We start from the raw sequence: 17,197 nt of genomic DNA, 5'->3' as shown, positions 1-17,197 counted from the left end.
TTTTTAAAGACGTTTAAAACAAGTCTTTAAAATAAGATTTTATTTCGAATAAAGTCGCCTCTTCCATGGAATCAAATCTTAGGTCCGCATGGCTCAAGCGTTCTTCGGGGCCAATTCCTACACTGTGAAAACCTCCGGCTTTTGCAGCATCGATTCCACTTTCTGCATCTTCAAAAACGATACACTCTTCTGGCTGTAAATTCAATTTTTCTGCTCCGTAAAGAAAAATATCTGGCTCCGGTTTACTTTTGGAAACACTATTGCCATCACCTATCACATCAAAAAATGCTTTAGCATTAAGCTGTTCCAACACCTTAACTGCATTTTTACTTGCACTGCCCAATGCTACGCTAAATCCTTCAATTCTAAGATTGGTCAAGAGTTCCTTTACCCCGGGAAGGTAATCTTCTGGAGTCATCCCATCTAAGCTTGCCACATAGATATCGTTCTTTTTTTTGGCAAGTTGGGCCAATGTTTCTTCATCTAAAGACGTGTTGTTGTGCTCCAGGATTACTCTCATGGAATCCGTACGGGAAATACCCCGTAGTTTGTCATTGACTTCCCTGTCGAACAACCATCCCCTTTCGTCGGCAAGATTTTTCCAGGCTATATAATGTAGTTCTGCAGTATCTGTGATAACACCGTCTAAATCAAAAATAAATCCTTTAATCATGGTTAAGCATGTTTAGCCATGCAAATAAATGATGAAAATTGTTAAGAAAAAAGCTACTTAACGTTATATTCGATAATGTACTATTTTATCCAAGTTTTATTTTGCTGATTGTAGTTTTTTAACCCTAACCTAAAATATGTTTTTTTGGTCATTACAGAGATTCAAATTTTAGTTAAAGCGCGTAAAGGATTACCATTTAAAGAAGTTATTATAAATATGGTGAAAGATACTTTTTCAACTCCTGTAAATTGCTATTTTTGCCCATGCATAATAACGTACTTATCCTAGATTTTGGTTCCCAGTACACACAGTTGATAGCACGTCGCGTTAGGGAACTCAATATTTATTCAGAAATAAAACCTTATAACAACCCTCCCAAAGACTTGTCCAGCTACAAAGCGGTAATTCTTTCAGGTTCTCCTTTTTCGGTAAGAGGTGAGGATGCACCGCACCCCGACCTATCAAAAATAAAAGGAAAAATACCTTTGTTGGCCATTTGCTATGGAGCACAATATTTGGCCCATTTTAATGGTGGGAATGTTGCTCCTTCAGCTACAAGAGAATATGGCCGGGCCAAGCTTTCTTACATAAAAAATGGTGAAGAGTTTTTAAATACAATAGATGAAGGTAGCCAAGTATGGATGAGCCATAGCGATACTATAAAGGAACTGCCCGAAAGTGCAGTTCGATTGGCAAGTACACATGACGTTGAAAACGCGGCATTTAAAATTGATGGAGAAAAAACGTTTGGGATACAATTTCATCCTGAAGTCTACCACACCAAAGATGGAACTAAGTTGTTGAAAAACTTCTTGGTCAATATTGCAGGTTTGGAGCAGGATTGGACCCCTGATGCATTCGTGGAGACCACGGTTGCGGAACTAAAGCAAAAAATTGGCGACGATAAAGTTGTTTTAGGTCTTTCGGGTGGAGTGGATTCCAGTGTTGCGGCAATGCTTTTGCACCAAGCTATAGGAAAAAATCTTTATTGCATTTTCGTAAACAACGGATTGCTTCGCAAAAATGAGTTTGAAAACGTTTTGGACCAATATAAAGATATGGGGCTAAACGTTAAAGGCGTGGATGCTTCGGCACGTTTTTTGGGAGCTTTGGCTGGAGAATCAGATCCGGAAAAGAAAAGAAAAATTATAGGAAAGGCATTTATCGATGTGTTTGATGACGAGGCACAGCAAATTAAAGATGTCAAATGGTTGGCACAAGGGACTATTTACCCAGACAGAATTGAATCCGTATCGGCAAGTGGCGGCCCATCAGCAGTAATAAAAAGCCATCACAACGTAGGTGGATTGCCAGATTATATGCAATTGGAAGTGGTAGAGCCTTTACACTTATTGTTCAAAGATGAAGTACGACGCGTTGGAAAAAGTATTGGTATGGAAGATTTTATCTTAGGAAGACATCCTTTTCCTGGACCTGGTCTGGGAATTCGTATTTTGGGAGACATTACCGCAGAAAAGGTGTCTATATTACAAGAAGTGGATGCTATTTTTATAGACGGGCTCAAAAAATGGGGACTGTATGATAAGGTTTGGCAGGCCGGAGCTATGCTTTTACCCGTAAATAGTGTAGGGGTAATGGGTGATGAACGTACCTATGAAAAATGTGTGGCCTTGAGAGCGGTGGAAAGTACGGATGGTATGACAGCGGATTGGGTAAATTTACCCTATGAGTTTTTGCAAAAAACCTCTAATGATATAATAAATAAGGTCAAAGGCGTTAATAGAGTAGTGTATGACATTAGCTCAAAACCACCTGCAACTATAGAATGGGAATGAAAAAATATATAATTAGGTTGGGTATTGTGGTCTTTTTATTGGCCTCAGTTCAAGTTTCTGCCCAAAAGTATACGACACATGCTGTCAAGGGAGGAGAATCTTTACAAAGTATCTCCAGGAAGTATAGGGTGACCCCTTATACCATTCTTCAATCCAATAAGGAAATCAAAACTGCTTCGGATGTGAAACCGAACACGATTTTGATAATTCCTCTGGATGGGTCTGTAATTACAAACCAAATCAAACCCAAAAAGAAAGAGGTCGTTAGACAAATTAAACCCTTAAGCTTCTCAAGACATAGAGTTAGGAAAAGGGAAACATTATTCGGTCTTACACAGCGTTACAAAATTACCGAGGAGCAATTGAAACGCTACAATAGAAATTTGTATTCCGAACCCCTTAAAAAGGGAATGGTCTTACAAATACCTAAATTTCCTGAGCTTACTGCCGAGGAAGAGCGTGCATTGGATTTTGAGACCTATTCCGTAAAGCCTAAAGAAACCCGTTGGAGCATTGCACATAAATACGGGATTACTGTAGACAGTTTGGTTGTATTAAACCCTGATCTAAATAAAAGTTCCGATTATTTAGCGGTAGGACAAGAACTGAAGTTGCCAAGACCAAAAGGAGATAGCCTTAAAGACCAAGAAGTTGAACTATTTACTTCTTTCACGGTTCCGCCCAAACAAACCCTCTACAGTTTAGGCAAAGCGTATGGAATTACTTCGGATTCCATTATAAAATTGAATCCTGAAATCATGAAACGCGGAGGTCTAAAAGAAGGCATGGTATTGCGTTTGCCCAAAAAACAGGATACTTCTGGTGAGGTAAATACCGAAAATTTCATTTTTTATGAAGTAAAGCCAAAACAAAATATATTCAGGCTTACCCAAAATCTTAAGATTACCAAAGATGAATTATTCCGATTGAATCCAGCTTTAGAGAATGGTCTAAAAGCTGGGATGGTCTTAAAACTTTCCAATGACAATACAGAAGGCCTGGAAGTAAAAAATGCCTTGGTCTTGGATAAAATCAATCTTTTGGACAGCATCAATTTACAAAACAGGCCCAAACTGGTATTTATGCTGCCATTTAGATTAGACCGTATTAATCTAAACGATAGAAAGAAGACCGCTACACAGATTGAAACAAGAAGGGATGTAAGTCTGAGCCTTGGGTTTTATTCAGGCGCAATGGTGGCCTTGGACTCCATAAAGAAAATGGGAATCTCTGTCGATGTCAAAACCTTTGATACGGAGTTGAATCAAACCAAGGTCAAAGAAATTTTATCTAGAGAAAGCTTATTGGGAGTCAATGCCATTATTGGCCCTGTGTCATCTACAGCTCTGAATGAGGTGGCCGTTCAAGCCGCTCCAAAAAATATTCCTGTTATTTCCCCAACAGCATCCAGCAGTTCATACAGTCACGGCAATGTATTCTTTTCAGTACCTACCGATGAGGTGTTGCGGCAAAAAATGCTGTCATATCTAAAAAAGACGTATACAGACCAGAATGTTATCATAATTGCGGATTCCACCCATCAAGTAGCTAAAGATTCTATTCGTGCAAAGTTCCCGTCTGCCCAGATTGCAAAAATCATTGACAATAAATCGTTGCATTTGAACAGGTTTTTGGTAAAGCTTTCGGAAACTAAGGAAAATTGGGTTTTTGTGGAAACCAACCAGCCGAACATGGTTGCTAGTGTGACTTCAATTTTAAACTCGGCAAATGCGGATAAAACGGTCGTACGAATGTTCACGACAAACTTCAATAGTGCTTTTGAAAGTGATGTTGTGTCCAATACGCACCTTTCCAACCTAAAGTTTGCATACCCATCCTTTTATAGAGAAATTAAAGAAGACGCTTTTACCAAAGCATATAGGAAAAGATACAACGATTTAAAACCTGACCGTTATGCAGTTCGCGGTTTTGATGTCACGTTCGATATTTTATTGAAACTTGCGCATAAAAACAATCTTTTTGAGACTTCCAAGATTATTGGTCTTACTGAGTATACGGGCAACAGTTTTAATTATTTTAATAATATATCCTCTGGCTATTATAATAAGGCCTCGTACCTTATGGAATACGATGGTCTTAGAATTAAAGAAATAAAGCTCAATGACCTCTAAAGTTACTTACACGGGAGAATTGCGGACTACCTGTTTGCATTTGCGTTCCGAAAATGAATTTATCACGGATGCTCCTATCGACAATAACGGATTGGGACAGGCATTCTCGCCAACGGATACGGTGGCAACAGGATTGGCAAGTTGTATGTTGACGATGATGGGTATCAAAGCTAGGGATTTGGAAGTGGATTTATCCGGTTCAACTGCCGAAGTGACCAAGCATATGGCAGCAAACCCCAGAAGGATTTCCAAAATCGAAGTAAAAATGGAATTCCCTAAAAACGTTTCTGATAAGCACAGAAAAATTTTAGAAAATACAGCGAACACATGTCCCGTACATTATAGTCTTCATCCCAATATTGAAAAAGTAATTCAATTTAATTGGGTAAGATAGTTTACATAGGATTTTTTTTAATTTTCGGTTTCATTGGAAACTCCCAACAGCTTGAAGAAAGTATGTTGTGGAATCCCGATAAAAGGCTCACATGGGCCGATTTTAAGGGTAAAATTCCACCAGCTGCCGTACCTGCCGCGACCACTGCAAGTGGCATTAGCTATAAATACTCGGCAAATTTGATTCATCATGAAGTTGAATTGGATTTTGAGGTGAGCGCCTATTTCTACCCTAATGAATCATGGTATAAACCCGAAATTTGTGATGATATCATCTTGAGTCATGAACAGCTACATTTTGATATATCGGAATTATTTGCCCGTAAAATGCGCGATAAATTACAACGCACCTCTTTCTCCGATAATGTGAAGGCAGAAATCCGAAGAATTTATAAGGAAATTCTAAAAGAGCTCAAAGATTTTCAGGAGTTGTACGATTGGGAAACCAATTTTTCCAGAAATACAAAGAAGCAACTGGAATGGAACAGAAAAATAGCGAAGGCTTTGGATAGCATATAAATTTTGCTTTCGGTTGTAACGTTTTTCATATTCCATGGTCTCTATAGTGTATGAAAATTTTAAAAAAGGGCAACTATTACGGTATCCGTAAATTGGAATTGGAAAATACTGGTGTTTCCTTCTCCGAGTATGATTATCACTTACCGAAGACTGATTGGCATTATCATGAAAATCCCTATTTCATGTATGTACTAGAAGGGAATCTGAAGGATATCAATCAACATAAAACCACCCTTTGTCCCCCAGGGAGCTTTCTTTTTCATAACTGGGAAGAAACTCATATGAATACCAAAGAAACTGTAAGTGCACGCGGGTTTCATATTGAATTGGATAGACAATGGTTTCAAAACAAAAAGTTGGATACAGAACTTTGGGAGGGCAGCAAAATCATGAAAGACCCCAGATTGCATGAAACTTTGGCTAAAATTTACTACGAATTTAAAAAGGATGATGATGATTCAAAGTTGTCCATGGATGTTTTGATGTTGCAGCTATGCGATGAAATATGGGGCAAAAACCTATCAGGCATAAATATGGAGCCATACTGGATAGACCAGTTGAAGCAACTAATTTATGATGATGTGGAGAACTTAACCTTGACCTCACTCTCTAACACTTTAGGGATACATCCAGTCCATTTGTCCAGAAGTCTACCAAAATATTTGAATACAACCTTGGGAGATTATATCCGTCGAAATAAGATTAAAAAAGCAATTCCCTTATTGGGCAACCGCTCATTATCGTTGACCGAAATTGCACATGAATGCGGTTTTTCCGATCACAGTCATTTTACGCGAACTTTCAAATCCTATTTTAGTGAGACACCAAAAAGATACAGACAGCGATTTTTTTAGGAATTAATCAGGTTAAATACGTTCTATTTTAAAGGAAAAATGTTGCCTTTATTTGTTGTGATAATCAAAAGCAATCAAATGAATAAGTTACTTTTTTTAGTATTCGTCTTTACCTTTCCATGGATATTGACAGCTCAGTTGGATTTTTCAGAAAAACATAGACTCGATAGTCCTCTTTTCAATACAATGAGGGAAAAAATCAGTAAGGGCGATTATGAAAACATAACCAGTGTATTGGTAGCTAAAGATGGAAAATTGATTTTTGAGAGCTATTACAATGGCGCCGATTTAAATACCAAGCACAATACCAGGTCCGTGACCAAAACGATGGCTACAATACTAACAGGAATTGCTATTGATAAAGGATTTATTAAGTCTGAAAAAGATAAGATTTTCGATTATGTCATCCCGAGATTGCCTGTAAAAAACCAGGACGCAAGAAAGCAGGATATCTCTATAGAAGATTTACTGACCATGAGTTCCATTTTGGAATGTGATGATGGCAATATGTTTTCCAGGGGAAATGAAGAGCGAATGTATATTGTGGAAGATTGGCTTCAGTTTTTTCTGGATCTACCCATTCGTTCCTATCCTTTTGGGCCAAAACCAGCCGACTCTCCTTATGGAAGGGTCATGAGTTATTGTTCCGCTGGAGCAGCTGCTATCGCCGAAGTAGTTGAAAGTGCTGTGAAAATGCCCTTGGATGGTTTTGCTAAACAAAACCTGTTTGATCCTTTGAATATAAAGGATTACCAACTGCATTACAATCCTTATAAAACTTTGAATACTGCAGGGGGAAGTGAATATAGAAGCCGTGACTTTTTAAAAATGATTCAACTTTTTCTTCAAAATGGTGAATGGGATGGTAAGCAAATCCTTTCCAAAGAATGGGTCAAAAAGGCTACAACCCCAAAGGCAAATGCTAGGGAAGGGGTTGATTATGGTTACTTGCTTTGGATAAAGTCTTTTGGTTCTGGTAAGAAGTATGGTGCTTACTACATGTCGGGAAATGGCGGACAGAAAGTGCTCTCGATGCCTGAACTTAATACCGTCGTAGTGATTACGACCACCAATTACGGTAAAAGAAAAGCCCATTCGTATACCGATGAGCTTATGAATGAATATATCGTGCCCGCTTTGTTGGATTAATTAAACATCACACCGTAAAAAAGCATCTTTAAGCGCCCCGATTTTATCCTCCCAGGTAACAATAAACTCTTGGGCCACGTGACCCTTAAATCCAGTATCCAAAATAGCTTTCATGATAGCTGGGTAATAGAGTTCTTGGGTTTCGTCAATTTCATTCCTTCCCGGAACACCTGCAGTATGGTAATGTCCAAAATAAGGATGGTAGTTTTGAATACTTCGGATAATATCTCCCTCTTGAATTTGCATGTGGTAAATATCAAAGAGCAGTTTAAAATTTTCGCTCCCTAAATGTTTGCAAAGTTCAACACCCCAAATAGAGCTATCGCACATATAATCTGGATGATTCACTTGATTAAATAGTTCCATTTGGATTACCACCCCATGTTTTTCCGCCAATGGCATAATTTTAGAAAGCCCATCCACGCAGTTTTGCAATCCTACGTAGTCATTTATGCCTCTACGGTTGCCGCTAAAGCAAATCAAGTTGGTATATCCGGCTTCTGCCACTTGTGGGATAATATCCGTATAGTTTTCTATTAGCTCTTCATGATATTTTGGGTCGTTCCATCCTTCGGTAAGACTAATTTCGGCACCGTTGCACATGGAGCAATGGATATCGTACTTTTTTAAAAGTGGCCAATCCTTAGGACCTATTAAATCAATTGCCTGTATCCCCAATCCATTTAATATTTGAAGAAATTCTTCCAACGGCAAATGATTGAAGCACCATTGGCAGACGCTATGATTGATATTGTTTTTCAGTACAAAATCTTTTTGTTCCTGCTGGGCCAAGGAAGAGCTGGATAGTATGCCCGCCGAACCTACTGCAACGGTGTTAATGAAATTTCTTCGCTTCATGATGAAGTATTTATCTTTAGAAAGATAGTACTTTAGTTAAATAAATGGAAATTCGACCCAATAAAGAGAAATTAGTGGAACTTGCCCATTACAAAATGCCTTTTGGTAAGTTTAAGGATAGTTACCTAGTAGATTTGCCCTTACCTTATTTAGTGTGGTTCAGACAAAAAGGGTTTCCCAAAGGAAAATTAGGGGAGTTTCTAAGTACAATGTTGGATATTAAAGACAACGGACTAGAACCCATGATTAGAAAAATTCAAAAAGAATTTCCACAAAAATCCTGACTCCCTAAATAAAATCCTACATTTTATTTAGTGTAATGACCAAAGTGCCGGTTGCATCCACTTCTAGTTCGCCTACAGGTATTGTCCTATCAAAAGGAACTTCCAATACCATTCTGTTGTCAGTAAGCTCGTTTATAGTAAAATCACCGGGTATATTTTCATCGCCGCCTGTTATGGTCAGATCGTTATTGGATTGTTGCCATGTGCCATTGGTAATAGGGCTTTCAAGACTGGACTCGTCCGTAATCTCGCTTCCAGCAATGGTATACGTAACAATGATGGTATATTGTCCTGTGCCATTAACCACATTTGGATTTTCAGAAAAAGTAATCTGAGCATTTTCATCTTTTGACGAAGCTGAAAATGGAAAGCTAACAACGCCAAAATTTTCTACATTGGTAGAGCCTTGACCATCATTTATAGTAGCGCTTACCAGTTCCCAATTTCCTACGATTGCACTTGCCGTGTTCTCATCTCCGGTGTTTTCATCCCCTGTTTCATCTCCCGTGGTTTCGTCACCAGTCTCATCTCCTGTATTTTCGTCCTCAGTCTGGTCTTCTGTGTTTTCATCTCCCGTAGTTTCGTCCCCAGTTTCATCATTAGTGGAATCTCCTGTTTCGTCAGTATTCCCACCTTCTTCATTTTTTTCGCCGTCACCATCTGTAGCGGTTTCTTCGCCATTCTCTTCGTCTATGCTGTTTTCCTCATTGATTTCATTGATTAAAACGTCAGATGTCTCAAAATTATCGTTGCAAGCAGCTGTTAAAAGAATTAAAAAGAAAAGAAAAATACCGGGACCAGTAAAGTACAATTTCATGGGGTTTGTTGTTGATTTATAATTATTTGAAAAATAGGTATATAGATAACTTATACCGATACTGCAATATACGTTCTGAAACGTAATTTGGATTTTATAGGGCAATACTTTTACCTAAAATTGAAGTAGAGTTAACAATTAACGGTTTCAATTCTTTTTTTGATGGTTTTAAGGCGCATTTTTATTCCTCAATTTGTACCTTTACGCCCCGTAATAGAAATCCCAAATATGTCACAGACAAAGTACATTTTCGTTACGGGGGCGTAACTTCTTCTTTAGGTAAAGGAATTATCGCCGCATCTTTGGCCAAATTGCTTCAGGCTAGAGGTTACCGGACTACCATTCAAAAACTAGACCCCTATATTAATGTTGATCCAGGTACCCTTAACCCTTATGAACATGGGGAGTGCTACGTAACAGATGATGGCGCGGAGACCGATTTGGATTTGGGACATTACGAACGTTTTTTAAATGTGCGCACATCGCAGGCCAACAACGTCACAACGGGAAGAATTTATCAAAGTGTCATAGAAAAAGAACGTAGGGGCGAATTCTTAGGGAAAACCGTTCAAGTAGTACCACACATTACCAACGAAATAAAACAGCGTATCCAAATTTTAGGAAATAGTGGTGACTACGATATTGTCTTAACAGAAATTGGCGGTACCGTAGGTGATATTGAGTCGCTACCTTACATAGAAGCAGTACGACAGTTGTTATGGGAATTGGGAGAGAATAATGGAATCGTTATTCATTTAACGTTGGTGCCTTATCTTTCTGCAGCTGGTGAACTAAAGACCAAGCCTACCCAACATTCCGTAAAAACCTTGATGGAGAGTGGTATAAAGGCAGATATTTTGGTATGCAGAACGGAACATGAAATCTCGGACGATATCAAAGAAAAATTAGCACTTTTCTGTAATGTGAAAAAAGGAGCGGTCATACAGTCTATAGATGCATCCACTATATATGATGTTCCTATGCTCATGCAAGAAGAGGGGCTGGATGTGGTGACTTTGGATAAATTAGCATTGCCCAAGGATACGGAAACCAATCTTGAACAATGGCAGCAATTCTTAGAAAAGCATAAGAATCCCAAACATAAGGTTACCATCGGGCTTATTGGTAAGTATGTTGAGCTTCAAGATTCCTATAAATCCATTTTAGAATCCTTCATTCACGCCGGAGCGGCAAATGAAGTAAAAGTTGAAGTAAAGTCAATTCATTCAGAACACATTTCCGAAGCTAATGTTGGCGATCAAATGAAAGGACTGAACGGGATTTTGGTAGCTCCCGGTTTTGGCGAACGAGGGATAGAAGGAAAAATAGTAGCTGTGGGTTATGCTCGTGAAAATAGAATCCCTTTCTTGGGAATCTGTTTGGGAATGCAAATGGCCGTAATTGAATTTGCACGAAATGTACTTGGGCTACAAAATGCCAATTCAACCGAAATGGATTCGCAAACCACCGACCCGGTCATCAGTTTAATGGAGGAACAGAAATTGGTCACGGATATGGGCGGCACTATGCGATTGGGTGCGTGGGATTGCCAACTTAAGCCAAATAGTCTAGTACACGAGGTTTATGGAAAAACCGAGATAGCGGAACGCCACAGACATCGTTTTGAATACAACAACACCTATAAAATCCAAATGGAAGAAGCTGGATTAATGGCAACCGGACTTAATCCAAAAACCGGTTTGGTCGAAGTTGTAGAAATTCCATCGCATCCTTGGTTTGTTGGTGTGCAGTACCATCCCGAGTATCGAAGTACTGTGGCAAACCCCCATCCACTGTTCGTAGGTTTCGTAAAGGCTGCATTAGTTCAAAAACAACAACAAACTAATGCCAGTTTGGCATAAACTCCAGTTTTGGACATATATTTGCCACTTTAAAAGTCGAAAAAGTAGATTTTTCACTAAATAACTTTCATGGAAGAAAAGAAACTGGACGTCAAATCCATTATTGGTTTTGTATTGATTTTTGGAATACTCATTTTTATGTTCTACCAAAATCAACCAACACCTGAAGAGCTTGAAGCCCAAAAAGCAGAGCAAGAAAAGATTGAGGCCGAAGCGCAAAAAGAAGAAGAGAAAAATCAGCAGGAAGTTACAAATACTCCTGTCACCATAGATTTACAGGATTCCACTGCAGTGGCCAATTATAAGGGTTCAGTTGGGGCTTTTGGATTTACAAAAGCTTCAGAAGGCACTACAACAATTGAAAACGATGTACTTTATCTAGAGGTGGCCAACAAAGGAGGACAAATTGTTGAGGCCAAAATGAAAAATTTTGTGACCCACGATTCTGTTCCGGTATATCTGGTAAAAGAAGGAAATGCCAGTTTTGGACTTAATTTTTCTACATCGGATAATAGGGTCCTTAATACAAAGGATTTGTTTTTTGAACCTTCATCGACAAAAAGTGGCGATAATCAAGTCCTTTCCATGAAAGCGAAGATTTCCGAAAGTCAGTTTTTGGAATACCGCTATGAAATGAAGCCAACCGATTATTTGGTAGATTTTACGATTCGTTCCCAAGGTCTTAATGGGGTACTAAATTCAAGCCGCCCTATTGAATTGGAATGGGACGTTAAGGGTATACGGCACAACAAGAGTGTCAACTATGAAAATCGTTATACACGTTTGACCTATAATCACGATGAGGGAAAAATAAGCAAGCTTTCCGAGAGCAGCGATTTGGACGAAGAGACCGAGGTTGATGTAAAATGGTTATCCTATCGTCAACATTTTTTCAGCTCTATTTTAGCAACGGACAATCATTTTAAAAATGCAGAACTGAGTTCCAAGAACTTGGTAGAGGAAGAAAGTAAGGAAACACTCTTTACAAAAGCGTTTCGTACAAAGGCGCCCATAGAACTGCAAGGTGGGGAACTTTCCCAAAACATGCATTGGTATTATGGTCCTACAGATGTTAAAGTACTGGATGATTACAAAGATTTGGGCTTGGTGGAATCCATTCCCTTTGGTTGGGGAATATTCGGTTGGATAAACAGGTATGTCTTTACACCATTTTATGAATTCTTAAGCTCGTTCTTGCCATTTGGTATTGCCATTATCGTAATGACCATTATTGTACGGTTGGCATTATCTCCGGTAACCTATAAGTCGTATCTCTCCCAGGCCAAAATGAAAGTTTTAAAGCCAGAGATTACGGAGTTAAACGAGAAGTATAAGGACAATGCAATGAAGAAGCAGCAGGAAACCATGAAGCTGTACAACAAAGCTGGTGTGAGCCCCATGAGCGGCTGTATTCCTGCATTGTTGCAATTGCCCATCTTTTATTCGTTGTTCATGTTCTTCCCCACGTCATTTGCATTACGGCAAAAGTCTTTCTTATGGGCCGAAGACCTTTCGTCTTATGATACTATTTTTAATTTACCATTTGCGATTCCGTTTTACGGTGATCATGTGAGTCTCTTTCCAATTTTGGCATCAGTGGCGATATTCTTCTATATGACGATGACGACTGGACAGAGTATGCAGATGCAACAGCAACCCGGTATGCCCAATATGAAATTCATTATGTACCTGTCACCGGTAATGATGTTGTTTTTCTTTAACAACTACGCTAGTGGTTTGAGTCTATATTACTTTATCTCCAACTTGATTACCATCTTTATTATGTTGGCAATTAAAAATTACATTTTGGATGAGGATAAAATCCACGCCCAGATTCAAGAGAACAAGAAAAAGCCCAAAAAGGAGAACAAGTTCCAGAAAAAGATGCGGGAAATGATGGAGCAGGCAGAGGCGCAAAAGAAGACTGGGAAGCGTTAAATCAAGATCGATTCAAAAGTAAAAACTCTCCTTAGTATTTAAGGAGAGTTTCACCATTTATAGATTTAGTTTGGAAAGATTTGGGACTTCAAAGATGCATCTAAATACCTGCTAAAAAAAGTAATAGTTGTAAAATAGACGGTTTTGTATGGTAAACGAGACGCTTTTGATGTGTCATCGATTAACGGTAAAAATCATCTTTAAAAAGCAATCCCCGTAATTTAAATCACGGGGATTTTAATAAATAAAAACTTACAAAATTCTCTTTTTCTAATAGATTTTGTTAATGAAGTGCATCTATTATTTCTTGTGGTAGAAGCACTTTGTCTATAATATGTACAATACCGTTACTAGCTTCATTATCCGCTGCAACTACTTTTGCAGGAGTATGTGTTTTGTCCCTGATTTTGATAGGGTGTCCCGCAACTGCTTCAATCTTCTCACCTTGTTCCGTTGTTAGCTCTACATGGCCAGTGATAGCCGAAGATGGGATTGCTTCCCCAGCTACAACATGGTACAATAACAATTGAGCCAATAATGCTTTTTCTTCAGGTGTATCAAAATCTTCTAAACTATTGTAGTTATTTCCCAAACCATTCAATAATTCTTTGAAAGCTTTATTGGTAGGAGCGAATACCGTAAATGGTCCGTCACCGCCTAAAGCATCCACTAGACCTGCATCAGCCTGGATTAAGGCAGCTACCAAAAGGCTTAAATCATCAACTGATTGTGCCAATTCAACAATATTGGGTTTTGGTGGGAAAAGAATATCCAAAGCGGCTTGAGGAACCAGTACTTTGTTGATAACATGAACCACACCGTTACTAGCTTCAACGTCTTCAAGGACTACGGTTGCGTTGTCTTCTGTAGCATCTTCAATATGAATTGTTCCATCTTTAATATTGATGCCAACGTTTTCACCTTGGAAGGTTTCAATTTGATCTCCATTATTTAATGTGTCAGAAAATGCGGCATTACCTGCAACCACATGGTAGGTAAGGACCGTTACCAGTAAGTCTTTTTCTTCTTGTGTGTCAAAATCGGCAAGACTCTTGAAGTCATCTCCCAAGAAATCCAACAAGTCTTTAAAGGCTTGGTTTGTTGGAGCGAATACCGTAAATGGTCCATCACCACTTAAAGTTTCTACCAAACCTGCATTGGCGGTCTGCAATGCTTCTACCAAAAGGCCAAGGTCATCGGTTTCAACTGCAATTTCCACGATGGTTTTCAATTGCAAAGAGGCTACAAAATCCAATGCAGCTTGTGGCAATAACACTTTATCTATGGTATGTGCAACGCCATTGGATGCCATGATATCCGTACCTGTAATATTTGCGTTTACATCGGAAGCATCTCCGATTACAAAAGTATCGTTACTTGCAATTACGCTTATTGAATTTCCATCAAAAGCAGTTGGTACATCACCTGGTTGTAAATCAGCTTCCAACACTTTTGCAGGAATTACATGATATAATAGAATATTTCGTAAAAGAGCGATTTCTTCTTCGGTATCAAAATCTTCCAAAGAGCTGTAATCATCTCCCAAGATTCCTAACAATGCTACAAAAGCATCATCTGTCGGGGCAAAAACTGTAAATGGGCCTTCCCCGTTCAATGTATTGACCAAACCAGCTTTGATAACTGCTTCTTCCAACAAGGACAAAGCGTCCGTTGCTACAACAATATCCACTAAGGTTGAGGTCACTTCCTCTTCATTAAGCGCATCGATAATTGTTTGTGGTAAAAGCACTTTGTCAATAACATGTACAATACCATTTGAAGTTGTTACGTCTTCAATAATAACCTCAGCATCTGCATCTGTCGCGTCTTGGACGAATACGGTATCATCGTCAAGACGAATGGTGACGTCCTCTCCCTGAACGGTAGGAATCTTTTGTTCGTTATCCAAACTTTCAGCTGTGGCCGCAACACCGGAAACTACATGATACTGTAGAATGGTGGCAAGAATGCTTCTTTTTTCTGGTGTGTCAAAATCCGCAAGTGAATCAAAATCATCCAATTCTTGGAAAAGTTCCGTAAAAGCTTCATTGGTAGGGGCAAATACAGTAAAGGTTCCTTCACCATTAAGGGTACCGACCAAATCTGAATCTTCGTTTTCATCAGCTTTGGTCAATGCTGCAACCAATGATGTTAAAGCATCTGTGTTCTGTGCAGTTTGTACAATGGTACTTTGGGCTTCAGTTTCTTTGTCTGTTGCTCCATCATCTTCTTTGTCACAAGAAGAAAATACAAATACCGTTAGAACTACCAAAAATAGATAGTTCTTCAATCGTAAATAATTTTTCATTTTGAAGTGTTCTTAGGGTTAAATATAATGTTGAGATAAAAGCAGGCCTCCCTAGAGAGACCTGCCCATGAAATTAATTTTCTGTGTCTGGTAGAAGAACGGTATCCAATACGTGGATTACACCATTTGCAGCTTGTACGTCTACGAAATCAATACCAATTCCCATATTTCCAGCACCATCGGTTACATCGGCGATGTTACCTTCGGTACCTGGTAGTGTAATTAAAAAGGTATCGCCTTCTAACGTAGCAGGTGTTTCGGTTACGCCATTAGGAGTTAAATCTTCTGAACGAATATTCGCATCAGCAATAACATGGTGCTGTAATACGCTGGTAAGTAAACCAGAATCAATATCGGTTAAGCCGTTCCACATATCGTTGCTGTCCAATAGTGCTTGGAACGCATCGTTTGTTGGGGCGAAAACCGTAAACGGACCATCACCTCCAAGTGTTGAGACAAAGTCTGGTTGTCCATCCGTTGTCAAAGCAGCTACCAAAGATTCGAAGGTTGGGTCCGCAGTTGCAAAAGTTACCACCGTAGGGAGGTCTATTACTTTATCAACGATATGCACCACCCCATTCAATGCTTCAACATCTGCGGCTTCTACTGTTGATACGCCATTAAATACAACGCCATCTGTTGTATTGTAGTAAATACTGATATTATCCTCATCTCGTGTAGCAAGGGTATTTGCATAACCAGAACCAGCTGCTTCCAAATCAGCTTGAAACAAGGCACCACTGATTACATGATTTTTCAATACATTGGTCAACGTTTCCACGGGGATATCGGCAAGCTCATCTTCACCCAAGAATTCATCAAAAGCTTCATCGCTTGGCGCGAGCACCGTAAAAGGACCATCACCTTTAAGTACTTCATCTAAATCTTCATCTGCGGCAAGCAATGCGGCAACCAAGCTTTCCAAGTTTTCATTACCTACGGCTAAATCAGTGATGGTAATAAGTATTCTTAATTGGTCTATAACTTCTTGCGGCAACAATACTTTGTCTATAATATGTACAACACCATTTGTAGTCTCTACATCGGCTGTTGTAACCTCGGCGTTAACATCAGTGGCATCATCAATAAAAACGCCTCCTTCGGTAGAAATTGTTAAAGTGCCGGTCTGCAACGTCGTCAAAACTTGACCGTCGCTCAAATCAGATGAAAGAGCGGCTGTTCCAGAAATGACGTGATATGATAAAACAACTGCTAGTACATTTTGAAGCTCTTGTGTATTGAAGTCATCCAAACCTTCAAAATCACCCAATTGTTTAAATAAATCATCAAATGCAGCATTGGTAGGTGCAAAGACCGTGAAAGGACCATCTCCACTTAAAGCACTGACCAAATCGTTGTCGGCACTTTCATCAGCTTTTTTTAATGCACCCACCAAACTGCTTAAATCGTTTTCGGCATCAGCGGTTTCTACTATATTCAAGGTAGGTGTTGGGGTCGTTGGCCCGTTGTCATCATCGTCCGAGCAGGACGCGAAAATAAAGACAACCGCCAGTAGTGTGAGTTTAGATAATTTAATCAGTGCTTTCATTTAATTTTTTTTAGATTAAAAATTGTTTAACGTTACAAAGATGTATTTAAACATAATAGGTTGCT

At 39.1% G+C, this 17,197-nt stretch carries 13 protein-coding genes and 1 pseudogene; 9 read left to right on the top strand and 5 right to left on the bottom strand.

What is annotated here, in order from left to right:
- Positions 1-13: 13 nt before the first annotated feature.
- Positions 14-673, bottom strand: coding sequence for a beta-phosphoglucomutase (gene pgmB, locus LV716_RS00915; protein WP_163419406.1), 660 nt, complete (start codon positions 671-673; stop codon positions 14-16).
- A 263-nt stretch (positions 674-936) separates the two neighbouring features.
- Here pgmB and guaA point away from each other — a divergent pair, with 263 nt between their 5' ends.
- From guaA to LV716_RS00885, 6 genes are all read left to right on the top strand, one after another.
- A complete protein-coding gene (gene guaA / locus LV716_RS00910; protein WP_163419405.1) occupies positions 937-2,469 on the top strand; it encodes a glutamine-hydrolyzing GMP synthase in 1,533 nt (510 codons plus the stop codon).
- Positions 2,466-4,601 (top strand): LysM peptidoglycan-binding domain-containing protein, encoded by a 2,136-nt coding sequence (locus LV716_RS00905; RefSeq protein WP_163419404.1) that lies wholly within the window; start codon positions 2,466-2,468, stop codon positions 4,599-4,601. Before guaA ends, LV716_RS00905 begins: the two co-directional genes overlap by 4 nt.
- Positions 4,591-4,995: an OsmC family protein gene (locus LV716_RS00900; RefSeq protein WP_163419403.1), complete on the top strand. Its 405-nt coding sequence runs from the start codon at positions 4,591-4,593 to the stop codon at positions 4,993-4,995. The genes LV716_RS00905 and LV716_RS00900 overlap by 11 nt, the downstream gene beginning before the upstream one ends.
- The gene (locus LV716_RS00895; RefSeq protein ID WP_163419402.1) at positions 4,983-5,513 is read left to right on the top strand and encodes a DUF922 domain-containing protein; all 531 of its coding nucleotides are present in this window, start codon (positions 4,983-4,985) and stop codon (positions 5,511-5,513) included. The genes LV716_RS00900 and LV716_RS00895 overlap by 13 nt, the downstream gene beginning before the upstream one ends.
- A 50-nt stretch (positions 5,514-5,563) precedes the next feature.
- Entirely contained in the window at positions 5,564-6,367 is an 804-nt protein-coding gene (locus LV716_RS00890) for a helix-turn-helix transcriptional regulator (RefSeq protein ID WP_163419401.1), read from the top strand.
- 78 nt (positions 6,368-6,445) lie between these two features.
- The gene (locus LV716_RS00885) at positions 6,446-7,516 is read left to right on the top strand and encodes a serine hydrolase (protein ID WP_205600137.1); all 1,071 of its coding nucleotides are present in this window, start codon (positions 6,446-6,448) and stop codon (positions 7,514-7,516) included.
- On the opposite strand, the gene LV716_RS00880 is transcribed toward LV716_RS00885, so the two are convergent.
- A complete protein-coding gene (locus tag LV716_RS00880; RefSeq protein ID WP_163419400.1) occupies positions 7,517-8,374 on the bottom strand; it encodes a hydroxypyruvate isomerase family protein in 858 nt (285 codons plus the stop codon). It lies immediately after the preceding gene.
- 44 nt (positions 8,375-8,418) lie between these two features.
- Between LV716_RS00880 and LV716_RS00875 the strand changes: the two genes are divergently transcribed.
- Positions 8,419-8,658 (top strand): DUF3820 family protein, encoded by a 240-nt coding sequence (locus tag LV716_RS00875; RefSeq protein WP_163419399.1) that lies wholly within the window; start codon positions 8,419-8,421, stop codon positions 8,656-8,658.
- A 16-nt stretch (positions 8,659-8,674) separates the two neighbouring features.
- Here LV716_RS00875 and LV716_RS00870 read toward each other — a convergent pair whose 3' ends face one another.
- The gene (locus LV716_RS00870) at positions 8,675-9,475 is read right to left on the bottom strand and encodes a lipocalin family protein (protein ID WP_163419398.1); all 801 of its coding nucleotides are present in this window, start codon (positions 9,473-9,475) and stop codon (positions 8,675-8,677) included.
- Positions 9,476-9,703: 228 nt separating this feature from the next.
- Here LV716_RS00870 and LV716_RS00865 point away from each other — a divergent pair.
- Positions 9,704-11,337 (top strand): annotated as a pseudogene (locus LV716_RS00865) (CTP synthase).
- Between the two features lie 69 nt (positions 11,338-11,406).
- The gene (gene yidC, locus LV716_RS00860; protein WP_163419396.1) at positions 11,407-13,275 is read left to right on the top strand and encodes a membrane protein insertase YidC; all 1,869 of its coding nucleotides are present in this window, start codon (positions 11,407-11,409) and stop codon (positions 13,273-13,275) included.
- Positions 13,276-13,558: 283 nt separating this feature from the next.
- Here the strand turns inward: yidC and LV716_RS00855 are convergent, their stop codons facing one another.
- Together LV716_RS00855 and LV716_RS00850 are read right to left on the bottom strand one after the other, a co-directional pair.
- Positions 13,559-15,583 (bottom strand): fasciclin domain-containing protein, encoded by a 2,025-nt coding sequence (locus LV716_RS00855; RefSeq protein WP_163419395.1) that lies wholly within the window; start codon positions 15,581-15,583, stop codon positions 13,559-13,561.
- A 73-nt stretch (positions 15,584-15,656) separates the two neighbouring features.
- Positions 15,657-17,132, bottom strand: coding sequence for a fasciclin domain-containing protein (locus tag LV716_RS00850; protein WP_163419394.1), 1,476 nt, complete (start codon positions 17,130-17,132; stop codon positions 15,657-15,659).
- Positions 17,133-17,197: the final 65 nt, after the last annotated feature.

It is taken from the genome of Flagellimonas sp. HMM57, assembly GCF_021390175.1.
In the GTDB taxonomy this organism is placed as follows: Bacteria; Bacteroidota; Bacteroidia; order Flavobacteriales; family Flavobacteriaceae; genus Flagellimonas.
Note: the sequence above shows the minus strand (reverse complement) of the source record. Positions and strands in the feature narration are given on the sequence as shown.